This window comes from Pseudoalteromonas sp. TB64 (assembly GCF_000498095.1).
GTDB lineage: Bacteria > Pseudomonadota > Gammaproteobacteria > Enterobacterales > Alteromonadaceae > Pseudoalteromonas.
The window spans coordinates 1-18,264 of record NZ_AUTQ01000178.1 but is presented as its reverse complement, the minus strand read 5'-3'; the positions used below and the strand labels follow the sequence as shown (position 1 = coordinate 18,264).

The window sequence follows — 18,264 nt, the reverse complement described above, 5'->3', positions numbered from 1 at the left end:
CCAAACAGGCGCTGCCCAAAGGGTTCTTCCTAGGGGCTATTTACTCTTTGTTGCTCGGTTTTGACTTAGCCCACTAGGTTACAAATCTCGCGCCGCGATTAAATAGCCCCTAGTTTGAACAAATTTTAATCCGCAAAGATCAACAGACCCTAGTGTATTATTTTTAAAATCGCGAAAATTTAAGGTGAGAAATGCGCAATTTATATATTCTATGTTTTTGTTTTAGTTGCTTAACATTCACAATGCTTAGCCATGCAGGTTCTAATAAAACGCTTTCGGTGGTGGATGCAGAGCAATTTATTAGTCTCGATTCTAGTTGCTGGTACGATAATAAACGCTACACCGAGGGAGCTTTAATACAAGTACACTCTTTTACATTACTTTGTGGTGCAAAAAACCCACAACAAAATAACAGTCAGTTAATCTGGCTTAAAATAGATAAACAAGGCAATGCTATTTACCCGTCGCAGCCTAAAAAAATCACAGTGAATTAGCCTCTATGCGTGAAATAAGCTACAATGCGCATAGTTTAAATAAGCAGTGCAGCTATGAATAATCAACCTAAAAACCCTTTACATGGGGTAACGTTAGAACAAATACTTGTTGAGTTAGAACAGCGACTTGGCTGGAGAACACTCGGTGAGCAAGTGAAAATAAAATGCTTTACTGATGCGCCAAGCATTAAGTCGAGTTTAAAATTTTTACGCAAAACACCATGGGCACGCGATAAAGTAGAAGCTCTCTACATTCATACTATAAATAACAAACCTATTCGCAGACCAAAAAGTGCGCCTAGAGAAACGTCAAATCAAGCACCTGATACAACAGGATTTGTTTGGCCTTCTATTAAAAAATAATTTATAAAGTGATGTATAACCGTGTTATACATCACTTTATACTTTAGCCCCCTCTTACATACCTTTTTATACCTCTTTGCAAATTACATTTAGTGATGCCGGCTCTATGGTAATAACTAATTTGTCAGCTGTTTTAACTTCCCCATCAACTACATACTTAATTGTATTTTCGCCCGTAATTTCGACTTTTTTAGCATTGGTATGATGAGAATTAATTGCTAAATGTGTTTGTGTAATACTGCTAAACATCAGCTCTGCAATACTTAATACCGTTGTAGAGTTTTCGTCATTAGGGGTTAGCCAGCTTATATCAAGTAAACCATCACTGTGGTCGGGTTGCCCACCGCCTTGTGCTAACAATGTAGTAAAAGGTGCGGCATTGGCTACTATAAAGCTATTTGTGCAGATTTCTCGTGGTTCATTATTATCGAGTTTAACGTTAAGTATTTGCGATTTTTGTTCGCTAAATGATTGTAAAAAACCATTGATATAAGCAAGCTGACCTAATTTATTTTTAGACTCTCGGTCTGCTTTTTCTATCATTGATTGCTCAAAACCAATACCCGTTAGTAACAACATAAGTTCATTATTACAGTAAGCGGTGTCTATAAGGCTGGTTTGCCCATCAATAATTAAATCACATGCTTGTTCCACAGGAATAAATTTAGAGCTAATTCCCATTAATACATGAGCAAGTGCATTAGCAGTCCCTAAGGGGATAATACCTAGCTTACAAGATGTATTAACTAATACACTAGCCACTTCTGCAACGGTGCCATCACCACCACAAGCAATAACAATGTCTGGGTTGTGCTTCATAGCTTGCTCAGCTAAAGCCGTACCATTAACTTGTGTTGATGTAGTTAAAACCGTTAAATCATAATAAGCTGATAAACGAGCAATAATTAAGTGCTCTTTATCTTGCCATATTTTTGTACCCGATACTGGGTTGGCAATTAAAAATGCTTTGTTTTTAATTATTAACTCACCTTTTTTATGACGCTTAGCAAGGTGACGTAATTGGCGCTTATTCAAATTAGCTGTTTGGCGAGTTTCTTTTATTTGAGCGAGTACTTCATGTACATCTGCATTTTTATTTTGGCTTAGTAAGTAAGCAGCCATAACAAAAACAGAACGCCCTCGGCCTAAAGCACAGTGTATAACGACACGGCGGTCTTTTTTAATATGATGGTGTATCCAGTTAATAGCCTGATTTAGCTGTGAGTGCGAAGGTATACTGTGATCAAGCACAGGGATATTTAAATACTTTATATTTTCTTGCGTAGAACTCCACTCTAACCCATCAAATTCGCAAGTTACATCTAAAATTGCCGTAATACCGTTACTTTTTAATGTATCTATATCTGAAGGAAATAACCGACAAGCTAAAAACAAGTGCTTATTAATTTGTTGAATGGGCGGCACTTTGTCATGTTTACGTGCCCACGCATTATATATTTGCACGCCAAACAAAAATGGTACGAATGCCCAACGTATATAAAAAGGAATTACACCGTTTTCACGCTTTCTAAATATTTTGGCTATATTAAAAATATAAGCAGCACTAACAAGCGTAAGTGATAGAGCGGTCCAGTAAAAAACAATCGAAAAATAAACTGAGTTTACTTCCCAGCCTGTCAATATAAGTAACAACGCTAGTATTAAATAACTAATTGCAGCCCACATACTGTCTCCTTTAATGGTGTATTACCGTTATTATTTTTGCTTATTTAAACGGTTGAATTTTTAACGTTGCAAATAACGCGCCATATAAAAGTTTAAGGCGCAACACGCTAAAAACATAAGCTATTAATTTAAAAGACTATTTCATAACTAAAAATTCACTTAATAACACTGAATTAAAGTTATGTGCTTTTTACATTGTAATAAGTCAAATATTCCCATTACTATATATTTACAAAAATGATCTTTATTTACTTGTTGTAACGTATAGTTTAGTTGATTCAAATATCTGCTTCACATTATTTTGCATCCAAACTTCACCTTTATACGTTTACTTAATGACAACAAGAAAAAACAGGAACCTTATGGATAATGATGAATTACTACCACTTTTGTGCGCAACAGCACAAGGAGACAAGCATGCTTTTTCAAATCTTTACCAACAAACGAACGGTAAATTGTTCGCTATAACATTAAATATGCTAACAAACAGAGCTCATGCAGAAGAAGTATTACAGGATGCTTTTATAAAAATTTGGCATAATGCCTCAGAATATAATTCATCTAAAGGTACGGTTATTAGTTGGATGATTAGTATTGTTAGATACAGAAGCCTTGATGCACTTCGCTACAATAAAGTACGAAAAGAGCAATCAATGGGTGATGACGATTATAACGAGCAAGCTATTGATGTAACTTACGATGAAGAAACTAAGCTCGTAGAATGTATCGAGCAATTAGATTCACAACAAAAACAAGCTATTCACTTAGCGTATTACAAAGGACTAAGTCATAGCGAATTAGTTGATCATATTGATACGCCCCTGGGCACAGTTAAAAGCTGGATCAGGCGCGGGCTTATGCAGCTACAAAGGTGCTTAACATTATGAATTATAACAAACCTGAACTATTAGATGCGCTTGCTGGCCAATATGTGCTTGGTACACTAAGAGGGCTAGCCCGAAAACGCTTTCAACGCTTGCTACTTACTTCTCATCAAGCGCGCGAAGCGATTTCGATGTGGGAACAAAATTTAAATAATTTAGCGAGCTCTATTACTGCGCAAACACCTAGCGATGATGTATGGCAACAAATTATACAGCGCATTGAAAACCAGCCGCAGCAAAGTAAAAAAGTAATACACACCAAACCATCACTTTGGAGAACATGGTCTTTTGTAGCAACGGCTGCGTGCATTGTTTTAGCCTTTTTAGTAATACAACCGGCTACTAAAATTGAAAATACGCAACAAATTGCGTTAGTTCAAAATCAAGATAAACAATCACTTTGGTTTATAGATGTAAATGAACAAGCACTTTCAATAAAAGCAAGCAGCCAGCTAGTTGCTCAAACAAATAAAGACTATGAGCTTTGGATGATACTTAAAGGTCAAGATACTCCTATTTCTCTTGGTTTATTGCCCAAACAAGGCGGTAAAATATTACTAAAAGATAAACGCTTTAATGCCAGTAATATTACTCTGCTAGCGGTAAGCTTAGAGCCTATTGGCGGCTCGCCTAATGGTTTACCTACCGAAGTGTTGTATACAACTGAGTTAATCCTTTTATAACTTTTTATTGGCTACTTTTAAAAGTAGCCAATTTTTAACAAAATATAAAATAATTTAACTTTTTTGCATCCAATTTAAAACCTGCCCCGTTATTACTCATGACTTCAATCAAAAACTAAAGGACAAAGTCATGAAAGCTTTAACTCCATCAATACTTGCAGTAGTAATATGCAGTACATTTGCTAGTGCACCAAGCGAGGCGTCAAGCCACAGAGAAGCACCAAATATTAGTCGCTTCCCGACTTTAGACTCTACAGATTTTTATATTTTTAATAGTTATGAACAAGGTCGTGACGATTTCGTTACATTAATTGCTAACTACATCCCATTACAAGATGCATACGGTGGTCCAAATTATTTTGCAATGGACCCAGACGCAACATACAACATTCACATTGATAACGACGGCGATGCAGTTGAAGACATTACATTTGCGTTTAACTTTGAAAGCATGCTGCCAAACGATAATCAAGGTGTACAATTAACAGTAGGTCCTGAGGGTAACCAACGTACGGTATCTGTTCCACTTAAAAATGTAGGCGGTGTGTCAGCAGGTAATGACAGTGCGGCTAACTTTAGTGAATCTTACACTGTAAGTATGATTAACGGTCCTCAAAAAGCAGGCACTAGTGTTGAGCTAAATAATACAGCAACAAATTCAACAACATTTAAAAAGCCGCTTGATTACATTGGTAATAAAACATTCACTTCTATGGAAAATTATCAAACTTATGCAGATCAATTTATGTATCAAGTTTCAATTCCTAACTGTGACTCAATGGCAAGAGTATTTGTTGGACAACGTAAAGACCCATTCGTAGTAAATTTAGGCAAAACATTTGATTTGGTAAATTATGTACCAGTTGAAGGCGATAGTGCTCCAGGTGTTGGCGATGGCGGTGGCTTTCCAGGTGGTATTACACAATCTGCTGACAACGATGATTTAGCTGATAAAAACATAACCTCTATCGCTATCGAAATTCCTAAAAGTTGTGTTGTAGGTGAAGGAAATGGTGTAATTGGTTCGTGGACAACAGCGAGCTTACCACAAGCACGCATTTTAAATCCTAATGCTAAATTTGCTAACAACGCTGTTAACGGCGGCGCATTAACACAAGTTTCTCGTTTAGGTAATCCACTTGTAAACGAACTTGTAATTGGTATTAAAGACAAAGATACATTTTCTACAGCTCATCCAAAAGATGACGCACAATTTTTAGATTATGTTTCTCATCCTGCTTTACCTGAACTATTAAATATTTTATTTAAAGATGCTGTTAACACAACACTTGGCGCTAATTTAGAAACACTTGCACCAACAAACTTCCCACGCACAGATTTAATTACCGCATTTTTAACAGGCTTTGCAGGCGTTAACCAACAAGCTACGGTAACACCTTCAGAAATGTTGCGATTAAACACTGCTATTGCAGCCACAGCGCAAGCTGATCAATCAACATTTGGTGTAGCCGGAAACGATTTAGCCGGTTTTCCAAATGGTCGCCGCCCAGGTGATGACGTAGTTGATATTGCGCTACGCGTTGTAATGGGACGTTTATGTCATCCTATTCCTGTAGGTGGAGAAGACACTGATTTAGGTCTTTGTACACCAGAGGATGCTAATGTAGGGACTGTACCATTTACCGATGGTGCACCTGTAAATGCATCTATGATGGATGCTAGCTTCCCATATCTTGCAACACCACTTGCGGGTTCTAAATAAGGATCACGATAATGCGTAATTTAAAAGCTTCACATGCGTGTTTACTTGTTAGTTTTTTAGTAATAAGTGGATGTAGTGATGATGATAAAAAATCATCACCCGCTGTAAATTCAGCACCAACAACAAGTAATGTCGCACTTACAACGCAAACTGAGGTTGCTATTAATGACATGCTAGTAGCTGATGACGTAGATGGCGATGCACTAACCTATAGCTTAACGTCAAACTCTACGCTTGGCAGCACTGTTGTAAATGCAGACGGTAGTTATACTTATACGCCAAATAAAGAAGCAACTGGCGCTGATAGTTTTGTATTTAGCGTATCAGATGGCGTTAATGAACAAGTAAGCGCTAGCGTTAATATTACAATTGAAGCATTGCAAGTAGACTTTGCTCAATTTGCAACAGATGCATTTAATCAAGGTCCTAATGCAGAGCCTCTTTCAGTAAATGGTCGTGTTTTTACAAACGCAGATACTGATGTTGATGACTTGCTTTCTACAAATAATAACTAATCAGTAAATATTAAGCTGACAGGCCATGGATGGCTTTTTTAAGGATATTAAAATGCACCTACCCAGCATTAAATCAGTTAAATTAACAACCGCACTTATTGCGACTTTATTTTCATGTAATGCTTTTACAAAGCCTTATATTCCGAGTGACGATAGCGTTGTAGCATCAAGTAGATCTGTAATTACAGCTAAACTCTCCCTTGATGAAATAAATTCGCTCGTGGTTAACAGCCAATATGTAGGACAAACGGAGCGCTTACAAGGCATGCTTAAAACACGTTTAGCTACATTGTATAAGCAAAACCCAACACCTCAAGTTGGCTATTTATATGCACGCGTATTACAAAAAGAACACCTATTTAACGAAGCTATAAACGTAGCCAATCAAGTATTAGCAATTGAGCCTAATCACAGCAATAGCCACTTACTACTTGCAAACATTTACATGACTAAAGGTCGGTTTATTGAAGCAAAACAACAATGCGTGGCATTAATCGGATTAGTAAGTATAACAACTACGAGTACATGTGTATTAGATGTACAAAGTCAGCACGATGACCTTTTACAAAGCTATCAATCTTTAAAAAAGATAACTCAAAATAAAGATATAAGCCTAGCAACTACACACGTGCTGAGTGAAATGAGCTACCGCTTAAATAACTATGATGCTGCTTTTGCATATATACAAGATATAGATTTACGAAAAGCCCCTGTCAGTCTTATTGTTTTGTGGGCAGACATACAACTTGAACTAAATAATGACCAGCAACTGCTAGATACTTTGGGGGAATTACTCACCGATAATAATAATTTAGAAGATGCTATTTTACTGAGACTTGCCATTGCAGAAAAAAAACTAAATAATTCTGATAAAAAATGGCAAACTATGATGAAAAGCCGTGTTGATTTACGTGAGTTACGCCAAGATACTTTTCATGCCAGCGATTTAGCAAAATATTACATTGCAGTGCAGCCTAATGGTCAAAAAGCATTATATTGGGCAAATATTAATTGGCAACAAGCAAAAATGAGCGCAGACGAGCAATTAATTATTCAAGCTAAAGCGATGCAACGAGACACTCTATGAGAACTTTTTTCTTATTAATTATTACCTCAATACTTTTTCTTTACTCAGCAAGTAGTTTTTCTCATCAGTTAAGTACCAGTTATATAACGCTTAACAACGACACTAATAAAAATCAATACATCGGTGATTGGCAAGTTAACATTGCCGATTTAGAACAAATAGTCCCGCTCGATCTAGATCAAAACGGACAAATATCGTGGGCAGAAATTAAAGCAAAACGCAGCTCAATCAACCAATTTATTAGCGCTAGTTTAACGCTATCACAAACTGAGCAGGTATGTGCTTTATCGAGTGAAGCAACGTACCAATTAGATAATCACTTTAATCAGCCCTATTTAGTGATCCCACTTTTATTTAATTGCGATAGCAATAATTCAGTCACGCTTAATTACAGTGCTTTTTTTAAAACCGATGCAAATCACAAAGCAATTGTGAATATAAACAATGTATCGCGTGTATTTAATATTAACGATGCAAAGCAAACGTTTAGTGTTACTCAGTCAAGCTATTTAAGCACCTTTAGTCAGTATGTGTATCAAGGCGTTATACATATTTTAATTGGTGTTGATCATATTTTATTTTTAATTGCCCTGTTGCTGCCATGCGTACTTACTCGTACACAAAAGCAGTGGCAAGGTATTACATCAAAAAAACAAATAATTAAGCACACGGCTTGGATAGTTACCGCATTTACGCTTGCGCATTCTATTACGCTCACCGCGACGGCATTAAACCTTGTGTCACCAAATAGTCGCTGGGTAGAACTCGGTATTGCAATATCTGTACTTTTTGCCGCGCTAAATAATGTATGGCCCGTAGTACTTCGTCTGGGTTGGCTCACGTTCGCATTTGGTTTATTACATGGAATGGGATTTGCCAGTGTATTAGGCGAGCTTGGGTTATCTAGCGATTATCAATTACTAAGTATTCTTGCATTTAACTTAGGGGTTGAGTTTGGTCAGCTTAGTATTTTACTTGTTGCCTTGCCGCTATTGATTTGGGTAAGAAATTACGATTGGTATAAAAAATGGTTAATGCCAATAGGCTCAATTGCAATTGCACTTATTGCTTTGCAGTGGTCTATAGAGCGATTTTAAAACCTGTGCTCATTAAAGTAAAACTAGCCAAGTTTATTGGCTAGTTTTTAGATTTACTTTTATTAGCGCTCAAATGGCATAAGTAAGGTTTTCATTGCTGGGCGAAGCGCTATTAATACAGTTTCTTCTGTAAGCTCTGGGTAAAGTACCTTTCTAAGTAATAACCCTGCCATTACAGAAAAAATAACATTAATACGACTATCTAACTCCGCTTCATCAATGTCTTTAATAACACTGCTTTCACTAATAAGAAGCTGGCGCATTCTGTTACGTGCTTGCGTATCGGCATCTCGCAATAAAGACGCTACTTTAAAGTTTCTGCCTGCTTCAGCCATCATGTCTAAATCAACAACGCATGCACCTGTGTCCATGTGTCTTTTAACGCCAATATTTAAACCATCTAATAAAACCGTTAAAATATCGCCTGGTTGATCTTCAAACTCTTGAAATATAGAAAACATCTCTTCCATGTCTTTTTCTATAATACTTTCTATAATTGCTTCTTTGCTTTCGAAGTAATTATAGATATGCCCAGCGCTCATGCCTGCCGTTCTTGATATTTCAGCCATACCTGCACCATGGTAACCTTTACGGCGAAAGCAATCAGCTGCAGCGCAAAGAACTTGCTCTCTTCGCGCCTGTGCAAGTGCTGGGTCTGTGTGTCTTTTGGTTTTCATACGAAACTCCATTACCAAACCAATCGGTTCGACAAAAGGTGTTTTAATGGTAAGTCATATACAAATATAAGTGTATTTAACGCGCTAACTTACACCAGCTATTTAGACCTACTACTGTATTAAATGGCTATACATATAATTAAGTACAGCCATTTATATTACTTAGCTTGGCTCGTTTTAACGTTTTTATCCCAGCCACCACCAACTACTTTGTACAGGCTAATTTTACTAGCGAGTAAAGCTTGTTGACCAACAATGTTCTGTTGCTGGGCGCTGTACCACGTTCTTTGAGCATCAAGTACTTGTAGGTAACTATCGGCACCGTTATCGTATCGTGCTTGCGATAAATCAAATGTTGATTGTCGGCTTTTTAGTAGCATATCAAGTGCATCTAATTGCTCTTGATACCCTTGCCTATCAGCTAATGCATCAGATACTTCACGAAAAGCTTGCTGAATTTTTTGCTGATACGTAACTAATGCAATTTCTTGATCTGCTTGTGCTACATCTAACCGAGCTTGGTTTCGACCCATATTAAAAATAGGTAAACTCACCGATGGCACAAAGCTCCACGTACCAGAGCCTGCGTCAAATAAATCACTTAAATCACTAGACGCTGTACCGGCATTAGCCGTTAAACTAATACTTGGATAAAAAGCAGCACGCGCAATACCAATATTGGCATTTGCAGCTAATAACAAGTGCTCGGCTGCTTTAATATCTGGTCGCTGAGTTAATAAGTCAGATGGCAAACCTACTGGTATAGCGGGTAAACTTAAAAGTGAATCCAATGATTTACTTGGCAATAAATCGCTCGCTACTGGCTTACCTACTAACAAATCAAGCGCATTTTTGTCACGATTTAATAGGCGTTTATACGTTGCAATATCAACTTTTGCAGTAGCCACTGTGCTTCTAAGTTGCTCAAGCGTAATTTTTGAAGCGGCACCTAAATCAAAACTTTTTTGAGTAAGCGACAGCGACTCTTGTTGAGACGTTAACGTATCTTGAGCTAATTTTAATAACTGCTGATCGGCAGCGTAATTTAGCCACGCATTAGCAAGTTCTGCTACTAGCGATACCTGCGTGCTGTATTGGCTAAGTTCAGTAGAGTATAAGTTTTGCAGAGCTTGCTTTGATTGGTTGCGTACTTTGCCCCAAATATCCAACTCGTACGACGTAATACCTACCGTAGCACTGTATTGAGAGCTAATAGCTGCATCGCCAGTACNGGTAAACGCTGGCGCGTACCCGAACCATCAAAGTCTAATGACGGATACAATGCAGAGTCTTCAATTTGATATAAACCACGTACACGTTGCACGTTAAGCACAGCAATTTGCATATCTTTATTGTGCTCTAAGCTTTGCGTTATAAGTGATTGTAGTTTTTTATCACTAAAAAACTGCTGCCACTTTAAAGCCACTTCTTGTGCTTGCCCAGCACCCGATGCATATGCATCAGGTACTGGTAAAGTGATATCTTTTTGCTCAGGTGCAAGTTGGCAGCCACTTAATACAACAAGCGCTATAGCACTTAAAGTAAATGTTTTCACACTCATTCTGCACTCTCCTTAATAGTCTCTTTAGACTTACCAGGGAATACACGACGAACTAATACAAAAAACAACGGTACAAATACAACAACTAATATTGATGATGCGAGTGTGCCGCCAATAATAGAAATACCTAACGCATTTTGCGCACCAGAACCCGCACTTGAGGCTATAGCAAGTGGTATAACACCACAAATAAAGGCCATCGAAGTCATGAGTATTGGACGTAAACGTAAGCGAACTGCTTCAACTGCTGCATCTACTAATCCGAGCCCATCATCCATTTTATGAATCGCAAACTCTACAATCAGTATCGCATTTTTAGAGGCAAGACCAATGGTGGTTAATAAGCCTACTTGTAAGTAAATATCGTTAGATAATCCACCTGTTACCGCAGCCATAATCGCACCAAATATACCCAGTGGCACAATCATCATTACCGCAAACGGTACCGACCAACTTTCATAAAGCGCGGCTAAACATAAAAATACAAACAACAGCGATAAGCCATATAGTAAAGGTGCTTGACCGCTACTTGAGCGCTCTTGGAATGAAATACCGGTCCACTCAGACGAAATACCATTAGGTAATTGTTTAACTAAACGCTCCATTTCATCCATTGCTTGGCCTGTACTGTAACCCGGCGCTGCGCTACCTTGAATTTCCATAGCTGAAAAACCATTGTAACGCTCTAAACGTGGCGAACCATACGTCCAGTAGGCACTAGCAAACGCTGAAAACGGCACCATATCGCCATTATCATTACGCACATACCACTTATTTAGATCCTCAGGCACCATGCGCGATTGTGCATCACCTTGCATATACACTTTTTTAACTCGACCACGGTCAATAAAGTCATTCACATAACTACTACCCCATGCTGTCGAAAGTGTACTGTTAATATCGTTTTGCGACACGCCAAGCGCTTCGGCTTTTGCCAAATCTGTATCAAGTTGTAGTTCTGGCATATCTTCTTGTCCATTTGGACGTACGCCCGCTAAAATTGGACTTTGGCTTGCTAAACCTAATAACTGATTTCGCGCAGCTAAAAGTGCATCATGCCCTAGGCCTACACGGTCTTGTAAAAAGATATTAAAACCATTAGCAGTACCCAGTTCAACAATTGCAGGTGGCGGAAAGGCAAAAACAAATGCTTCTTTTATCGTTGAGAAGTACCCCATTGCTTTACCAGCAACACCTTGTACCGATAAATCATCGCGTTGACGCTGATCCCAATGTTTAAGGTTAACAAAACCAATTGCAGAGTTTTGACCTGAACCTGCAAAACTAAATCCTGTTACAGTAAAGATACCGTTAACAGCCTCAGATTGGTCATTTAGGTAATGGTTTTCCATTTTTTTAACAACTTCTAACGTTTGCTGTGTTGTAGAACCCGCTGGTAACGAAACTTGGTTAAATAAAATACCTTGGTCTTCGTCTGGTAAAAATGCCGTTGGTAAATGCGAAAATACATACACCATGCCACCCACTATTACCGCGTAAATAAGTAAATAACGCTTAGAGTGGTTGATCATTCGGCTAACAAAGCCTTGCGCACCGCTATTAGTTTTATCAAACCCACGGTTAAAACCAGTGAAAAACTTGCCAATAAATGACGTGTTATCATGAACATGGCTTGGTTTTAAAAGCGTTGCACACAATGCAGGTGTTAAAATAAGTGCCACCAATACCGACAAGCCCATTGCCGATACAAGCGTAATAGAAAACTGACGATAAATAATACCGGTAGAACCACTAAAAAATGCCATTGGGATAAATACCGCAGAAAGCACCATGGCAATACCTACCAGCGCGCCTTTAATTTCATCCATAGATTTTCGTGTTGCTTCAAGCGCCGAGAGTTTTTCCTCGGTCATTAAGCGCTCAACATTTTCTACAACAACGATTGCGTCATCTACTAATAAGCCTATGGCAAGCACCATCGCAAACATCGTTAGCGTATTTATTGAATAACCAAAGGTGTATAAAATACCAAACGTACCTAGTAAAACCACTGGCACTGCTATTGTCGGTATAAGCGTTGCCCTAAAGTTTTGTAGGAACAAATACATAACTACAAAAACAAGTACAACAGCTTCAATTAATGTATGAATAACTTTTTCGATAGATAACGATACAAACGGCGTTGTGTCGTAAGGTATAACAGCATCTAACCCCTCAGGGAAAAACGGTTTTAGCTCTTCAATTGCTTTTTTAACTCCAGCGGCAGTATCAAGTGCGTTAGCACCACTGGCTAATTTAATACCTAATCCGGATGCAGGTTGTCCATCGTAACGAGCAACAACGCGGTAGCTTTCACCGCCAAGCTCTACTCTAGCAACGTCCTCTAGACGTACAAAAGAGCCATCTGGATTGGTTTTAACTAATATTTGTTCAAATTGCTCTGGCGTTTGTAATCGACTTTGCGCAGTTACTGTTGCATTAAGTTGCTGACCATCAACGGCAGGCATACCGCCAAGTTGACCGGCAGATACTTGTGCATTTTGCGCACTAATTGATGCACTAATATCAGCAGGTGTAAGCTTATAATTTTGTAACTTTGCAGGGTCTAACCAAATACGCATCGCGTACTGAGAACCAAACAGCTGCACTTCACCTACGCCTTCAACACGCGAGACAATATCTTGCACGTTTGATGAAACATAATCACCAATATCAATGTTATTCATGCTGCCATCTTTAGACACAAAAGCATAAACCATTAAAAAGTTACGTGCAGACTTTGCAACTACAACGCCTTGCCTTTGAACGGCTTCTGGTAATAGTGGAGTCGCTGTCGCTAGTTTATTTTGCACTTGAACTTGTGCAATATCAGGGTCAGTTTCAGCGCTAAACGAAAGTGTAAGCGTAGCAGAACCACTCGACTCAGAAGTAGATGACATATAAAGCAAGCCATCAAGTCCTTTCATTTTTTGCTCAATAACTTGCGTTACCGTATCCTCTAGTGTACGTGCAGATGCACCAGGGTACGTTGCAGTAATACTCACTGCAGGTGGTGCAATTGAAGGATACTGCGAAATAGGTAAACTCCTAATCGCCAAAATACCTGCAAGCATCACTACAATAGCGAGTACCCAAGCAAATATCGGTCTATCGATAAAAAATCGTGACATTAAAACTCTCCGTTATTGCGCTTGATCGGCTTTAGCAGACGATTGAATTTCAGAAGGATTCACTGGTGCACCAGGGCGGATTTTTTGTAAACCTTCAACTATTAACTTATCGCCATCCATTAAGCCATCAGTAACAAGCCAATCAGAACCAATCGTTCTGTCTACTTTTAATACGCGGCTTTCTACTGTGTTGTCTTTACTCACAACCATTGCTGTTGGTTCGCCTTTTGAATTACGGCTAACACCACGTTGCGGAGCTAAAATAGCACCCGCCTTAACACCTTCCACAATAGAAGCTCGGGCATACATGCCTGGCAGTAATAATTTTTCTGGGTTTGAAAATTTAGCACGTAGTGTTACTGAGCCAGTACTTGGGTCAACAGTCACTTCAGAAAACTGTAATGTGCCTTTGTGAGGATAAATTGACCCATCTTCCATAGTGAGCTCAACATCAGTTTGACTCGCAGAATCAACCGTTAAATCGCCAGATGCAAGTGATTTTTTAAGCTTTGTAAGTTCGTTACTTGATTGTGTTAAATCGATGTAAATTGGATCAAGCTGAGTAACGGTAGCAAGTGCAGTACTTTGATTGGCACTTACTAATGCACCTACAGTTACGCTTGATTTACTAATTTGCCCACTGATTGGCGAAGACACATGGCTGTAATCAAGATTAATTTGCGCTGTTTGTAACTGCGCCTTAGCTGTTAACAATTCAGCTTTTGCTTGTTTGTATGCAGCATCAGCCTCGTCAAAATCTTGCTGACTTACCGCTTTTATTTTTAAAAGCTCGCTAAAACGAGATGCCTTGGCTTTACTACTTGAAATACTTGCCTGAGCCCGTGCAACACTTGCTTCACTTGCTGCTAAGTCTGCTTCAAATGTCGCAGGGTCTATTTGATACAGAGCCTGACCTTGTTTAACCTCTTTACCTTCTACAAATAAACGAGATTGCACAATACCACTTACTTGTGGGCGAATTTCAGCAATTTGAAATGCACTGATACGACCAGGAAGTTCTTTTTTGAGAGTAAGCGCTTGGCTTTTTAATGTAATAACCCCTACTGGAACGGCTTTTGGTGCAGAAGCTTGCGACTGTTCAGCTGCCTGGTCGCAACCAGTTAAAGCAACAGAACCGACGAGGGCTGATAATACAAATAAAGCGATGCGGGAACGCTGCATGTCAAATACCTTTTAATTTAGAGTGAACGATCATTCTAAAGTAAAAGTGTTCAATAATGAATCTTAATACGACGAAATTTATAGAAACTTACACTCTAAAAAAACAATGTAAGTATTAGGTAGTACACCATGTTAACCTGATGAAAATTAAATAATCTAGCTTATTAATAAAATAGCAGTAATGATTATTTACTAATTAAAAAACAAAAAGCCAAGCATAGCTTGGCTTTTAAATGTACCTAAAGATAAATACACTCACTTTAAAAGTGCGATTTACTCAGTTACAGGTGGTGACGTTATTGTAGGAGCTACTCGCGAAACAAGTAACTGCTCTACCCTAATTCCTTCTACATCAACAACCTCAAACTTAAAGCCAGCATACGTTAAATGTTCAGCACGCTTTGGAATACGTTTCATGGTATAAATTAAAAAACCAGCAACCGTTTCGTAATGCATTTGCTGTGGAAACTCTTCTATATCTAATACTTTAGCTAAATCAGTAATAGGTGTTAAACCATCCACCAGCCAAGAGTTCACGTCGCGCTCAATTATTAGCTCATCACCTTGATGGGTAATTAAATCCCCCATAAAGCCTTTCATTAAATCTTTAACCGTAACAATACCAACCGATAGAGCATATTCATTAACCACAACGGCAAATGGTTTTGCTGCACTTTTAAACGCGTTTAACGCCTCAGATAAACTCAGTGTTTCTGGAAGGTAAAAAACATCCTTATCAATAAGCTCATCATTTATATTTGCTACATCACCTTTAAGCACTTGCCTTAAAATATCTTTAGATTCTACTGATCCATGTAATTTATCTAAGTTTCCTGATACCACTAAAAAGTGATTATGAGGATGGTCAATAATTTTAGTCGCAATATCATGGCTACTTTCGTTTAAATCAAAATACACAATTTGGTCGCGAGGCGTCATTACACTCGATAAAAATCGGGCTTCTAGGTCAAACACATTACCAATGAGTTCGTATTCTTGTTTTTGTAAGCTACCATACGCAGCACCTGCGTCCATCATTGCTACAATATCTTCCGTTGTTACATTGTCTTCTCGCTCAGCCGGTACTTTAAATAAACGCAGTACAAAGTTTGTTACGCCGTTAAAAAACATAACCAGCGGCGTTAATGCAAAGGTAACCCAGCGCATTATTGTCACCACTCTAACAGCTACCGCTTCAGGCATGATCATCGCTAAGCGTTTTGGCATTAAATCGGCAAACAATATAAATAAAGAAGTAATAGTAAAAAACGAGAATAAAAAGCTGATTTTTTCTAAATGCGCGCCTTGATAAAAAAGTACTAATATACTTTCAACATAAGGAGATAGTGCCTGCTCGCCTACAATACCACCCAGTATAGCAATTGCGTTGAGGGCTATTTGAATCATGGCAAAAAAAGCACCCGGATTCTCTTGCAGTTTTAATACCGCAGCCGCTTTTATATTGCCTTCATCTGCCATTACTCGCAGCTTTATTTTTCGTGACGCTGCAATTGCTATTTCCGACATAGCAAACAACGCACTGATCAAGATCAATAAGCTAATCCCGATTAAATCACCCATTTAACGCTCCAAAAAAGTTAGTGCTTTTGAAACAAAAGCAGCTGATTATAATCGCTTTTTTAAACGCAGCAATTTAAATTTACAATATATATTTTAACCACTAAATTTCAATTAGTTAAGCTTGTAAAACTATAAATTTCACTCTTTAAATTTTACTAAAGGCGGCTTTTAATTGAGTTACTAAGGAAGGATCCATATTAATATTGCACGCAAAGTACAAAGGAGATTGTGCGGTGTTTAAGCTCAGTACGGGTTCAAGTAACTTTAACTTTGGTTCAGTTTTAGCTCTATGAGCAAATTGCTTTTTACTTAATACTATAAAATCTAAAATATCGTGCCTTGTACTCACTAATTTATCTATTTTATCTAAGTTGTCGATTAGTAATAAATGCTGGGACTCACTAAACCCTCGCTCAACTAAATAGTGATGGCTAAAGTTTTCTCTAAGTACGGCTGTTTTATAGCGTTTAGCATCGTTTAAAGTATTTAGTTTTATACTGCGAGATTTTAGGGCATAAATAGCAGAGTCAAAAGGTTCGAGTTCAGCTATCCAGGTAAACTTTTTTTCTCTGTTTGGCAGTCTAACCATAGAAAAAATACAGGTGTACTTGTCACGTAGTACAGCATTATAAGACACGGTCCAATTATGAACTAAAATAGTGTAATCAATACCTGAGCCATCAAGTGCTTTATTTACTTTGTCGATTGAGCTACCGACTAGGGGCTGTTGATCTTTGTAGTATATATATTAATCAGCCCACATTGGTAGCCACATCATAGTAAATGCTAAAGCGAGCATGGAATGATAATTCCGTTCAAGCTTTTCATACCTTGTAGCTATCCCTCTATATTGTTTGATCCGACCAAAGGCATTCTCAACTAAGTGCCTATATTTGTACATGCACCAGTCAATATCTTCATTACCCACTAAACTGTTATCCTTGCGTGGAATAACGGGTGTAGCGCTATTATCACGAATAAACTCTCTTAGTTTTTCACTATCGTAGCCTTTATCTGCGACAACCACATTACTCGTTGGGCAATTGTCTACAAGTGACTCTGCATGGACGATATCATGCGTATTTCCACAGGATAATTCATAATAAACAGGCAATCCTCCGCTATCTACTGCAAGATGAATTTTAGTCGAATTGCCACCTCGACTCTTACCGATTGATTCATTGCCAGCGGTTCTTGCACCGCAACTATGCTGGTGAGCCCTGACAATACTGCCATCAATAAAGATCCAATCCATATCAGCATAGTGGGATAACACACGAAATAATTCATTCAAAATATCTTTTTTGGACCATAAATTAAATCGTCTATAGATAGCACTCCACGAGCCGAAATAAGACGGTAAATCTCGCCAAGGAATACCGGTACGCATCTTATAGAGTATGCCTTCGAGCGTTTTTCTATGCTCAGGCTTATTATAAATTCGACCACTTAAGTGCATTACTTTTGATAAGACATTCCATGTCGCGTCTGTTAACATTAATCTTGGCATGAGGGTTCGGTGTAACGTTTTTTAGCGAATTCAATTATACCTTATCCTCATGCTGTTTGTTTTTTATACCGCAAAGATCAACACGCCCTA

General features: G+C 38.3%; 15 protein-coding genes and 1 pseudogene. 8 read left to right on the top strand and 8 right to left on the bottom strand.

Going from position 1 to position 18,264, the window contains the following annotated elements; translation table 11 throughout:
- The first annotated feature begins 191 nt into the window (after nt 1-191).
- Both L647_RS0114910 and L647_RS0114905 read left to right on the top strand, forming a co-directional pair.
- Nucleotides 192-494 carry a DUF1496 domain-containing protein gene (locus L647_RS0114910; RefSeq protein WP_024611776.1) on the top strand — a complete coding sequence of 101 codons (303 nt, stop codon included), beginning with the start codon at nt 192-194 and terminating at the stop codon, nt 492-494.
- A 54-nt stretch (nt 495-548) separates the two neighbouring features.
- Nucleotides 549-857 (top strand): VF530 family protein, encoded by a 309-nt coding sequence (locus L647_RS0114905; RefSeq protein WP_024611775.1) that lies wholly within the window; start codon nt 549-551, stop codon nt 855-857.
- Nucleotides 858-923: 66 nt separating this feature from the next.
- Here the strand turns inward: L647_RS0114905 and L647_RS0114900 are convergent, their stop codons facing one another.
- Nucleotides 924-2,543 carry a diacylglycerol kinase family protein gene (locus tag L647_RS0114900; protein WP_024611774.1) on the bottom strand — a complete coding sequence of 540 codons (1,620 nt, stop codon included), beginning with the start codon at nt 2,541-2,543 and terminating at the stop codon, nt 924-926.
- A 362-nt stretch (nt 2,544-2,905) separates the two neighbouring features.
- Here L647_RS0114900 and L647_RS0114895 point away from each other — a divergent pair, with 362 nt between their 5' ends.
- The 6 genes from L647_RS0114895 (at nt 2,906) to L647_RS0114870 (ending at nt 8,532) form a co-directional block, all read left to right on the top strand.
- Complete coding sequence (locus tag L647_RS0114895) at nt 2,906-3,430, top strand: sigma-70 family RNA polymerase sigma factor (protein WP_024611773.1); 525 nt, start codon at nt 2,906-2,908, stop codon at nt 3,428-3,430.
- Nucleotides 3,427-4,110, top strand: coding sequence for an anti-sigma factor (locus tag L647_RS0114890; protein ID WP_024611772.1), 684 nt, complete (start codon nt 3,427-3,429; stop codon nt 4,108-4,110). Before L647_RS0114895 ends, L647_RS0114890 begins: the two co-directional genes overlap by 4 nt.
- A gap of 130 nt (nt 4,111-4,240) precedes the next feature.
- Nucleotides 4,241-5,833, top strand: a complete 1,593-nt coding sequence (locus L647_RS0114885; RefSeq protein ID WP_024611771.1) for a DUF4331 domain-containing protein — start codon at nt 4,241-4,243, stop codon at nt 5,831-5,833.
- 11 nt (nt 5,834-5,844) lie between these two features.
- Entirely contained in the window at nt 5,845-6,348 is a 504-nt protein-coding gene (locus L647_RS0114880; RefSeq protein ID WP_024611770.1) for an Ig-like domain-containing protein, read from the top strand.
- Between the two features lie 52 nt (nt 6,349-6,400).
- Nucleotides 6,401-7,435, top strand: coding sequence for a tetratricopeptide repeat protein (locus L647_RS0114875; RefSeq protein WP_024611769.1), 1,035 nt, complete (start codon nt 6,401-6,403; stop codon nt 7,433-7,435).
- Entirely contained in the window at nt 7,432-8,532 is a 1,101-nt protein-coding gene (locus tag L647_RS0114870; protein WP_024611768.1) for a HupE/UreJ family protein, read from the top strand. The genes L647_RS0114875 and L647_RS0114870 overlap by 4 nt, the downstream gene beginning before the upstream one ends.
- 62 nt (nt 8,533-8,594) lie before the next feature.
- Here L647_RS0114870 and L647_RS0114865 read toward each other — a convergent pair whose 3' ends face one another.
- The 7 genes and pseudogenes from L647_RS0114865 to L647_RS0114835 form a co-directional block, all read right to left on the bottom strand.
- Complete coding sequence (locus L647_RS0114865) at nt 8,595-9,209, bottom strand: TetR/AcrR family transcriptional regulator (RefSeq protein WP_024611767.1); 615 nt, start codon at nt 9,207-9,209, stop codon at nt 8,595-8,597.
- Between the two features lie 158 nt (nt 9,210-9,367).
- A pseudogene (locus tag L647_RS01000000124335) lies at nt 9,368-10,770 on the bottom strand (efflux transporter outer membrane subunit).
- A complete protein-coding gene (locus tag L647_RS0114855; protein WP_024611766.1) occupies nt 10,767-13,901 on the bottom strand; it encodes an efflux RND transporter permease subunit in 3,135 nt (1,044 codons plus the stop codon). The pseudogene L647_RS01000000124335 and the gene L647_RS0114855 overlap by 4 nt, the downstream one beginning before the upstream one ends.
- A gap of 12 nt (nt 13,902-13,913) precedes the next feature.
- Nucleotides 13,914-15,083: an efflux RND transporter periplasmic adaptor subunit gene (locus tag L647_RS0114850; RefSeq protein WP_024611765.1), complete on the bottom strand. Its 1,170-nt coding sequence runs from the start codon at nt 15,081-15,083 to the stop codon at nt 13,914-13,916.
- A gap of 273 nt (nt 15,084-15,356) precedes the next feature.
- On the bottom strand, nt 15,357-16,664 hold the full coding sequence (locus L647_RS0114845) for a hemolysin family protein (protein ID WP_024611764.1): 1,308 nt from the start codon (nt 16,662-16,664) through the stop codon (nt 15,357-15,359).
- Nucleotides 16,665-16,809: 145 nt separating this feature from the next.
- Nucleotides 16,810-17,253, bottom strand: coding sequence for a hypothetical protein (locus tag L647_RS0114840; protein ID WP_253948891.1), 444 nt, complete (start codon nt 17,251-17,253; stop codon nt 16,810-16,812).
- 159 nt (nt 17,254-17,412) lie between these two features.
- Nucleotides 17,413-18,174, bottom strand: a complete 762-nt coding sequence (locus tag L647_RS0114835) for an IS5 family transposase (RefSeq protein WP_024611512.1) — start codon at nt 18,172-18,174, stop codon at nt 17,413-17,415.
- Between the last annotated feature and the right edge of the window lie 90 nt (nt 18,175-18,264).

Excerpts from the sequence above, each read along its gene's own strand:
- L647_RS0114850 (WP_024611765.1), bottom strand. The coding sequence starts at position 15,083 with ATGCAGCGTTCCCGCATCGCTTTATTTGTATTATCAGCCCTCGTCGGT.
- L647_RS0114900 (WP_024611774.1), bottom strand. The coding sequence starts at position 2,543 with ATGTGGGCTGCAATTAGTTATTTAATACTAGCGTTGTTACTTATATTG.
- L647_RS0114885 (WP_024611771.1), top strand. The coding sequence starts at position 4,241 with ATGAAAGCTTTAACTCCATCAATACTTGCAGTAGTAATATGCAGTACA.
- L647_RS0114870 (WP_024611768.1), top strand. The coding sequence starts at position 7,432 with ATGAGAACTTTTTTCTTATTAATTATTACCTCAATACTTTTTCTTTAC.
- L647_RS0114875 (WP_024611769.1), top strand. The coding sequence starts at position 6,401 with ATGCACCTACCCAGCATTAAATCAGTTAAATTAACAACCGCACTTATT.
- L647_RS0114835 (WP_024611512.1), bottom strand. The coding sequence starts at position 18,174 with ATGCCAAGATTAATGTTAACAGACGCGACATGGAATGTCTTATCAAAA.
- L647_RS0114910 (WP_024611776.1), top strand. The coding sequence starts at position 192 with ATGCGCAATTTATATATTCTATGTTTTTGTTTTAGTTGCTTAACATTC.
- L647_RS0114840 (WP_253948891.1), bottom strand. The coding sequence starts at position 17,253 with ATGGTTAGACTGCCAAACAGAGAAAAAAAGTTTACCTGGATAGCTGAA.
- L647_RS0114855 (WP_024611766.1), bottom strand. The coding sequence starts at position 13,901 with ATGTCACGATTTTTTATCGATAGACCGATATTTGCTTGGGTACTCGCT.
- L647_RS0114865 (WP_024611767.1), bottom strand. The coding sequence starts at position 9,209 with ATGAAAACCAAAAGACACACAGACCCAGCACTTGCACAGGCGCGAAGA.
- L647_RS0114845 (WP_024611764.1), bottom strand. The coding sequence starts at position 16,664 with ATGGGTGATTTAATCGGGATTAGCTTATTGATCTTGATCAGTGCGTTG.
- L647_RS0114895 (WP_024611773.1), top strand. The coding sequence starts at position 2,906 with ATGGATAATGATGAATTACTACCACTTTTGTGCGCAACAGCACAAGGA.
- L647_RS0114880 (WP_024611770.1), top strand. The coding sequence starts at position 5,845 with ATGCGTAATTTAAAAGCTTCACATGCGTGTTTACTTGTTAGTTTTTTA.
- L647_RS0114890 (WP_024611772.1), top strand. The coding sequence starts at position 3,427 with ATGAATTATAACAAACCTGAACTATTAGATGCGCTTGCTGGCCAATAT.
- L647_RS0114905 (WP_024611775.1), top strand. The coding sequence starts at position 549 with ATGAATAATCAACCTAAAAACCCTTTACATGGGGTAACGTTAGAACAA.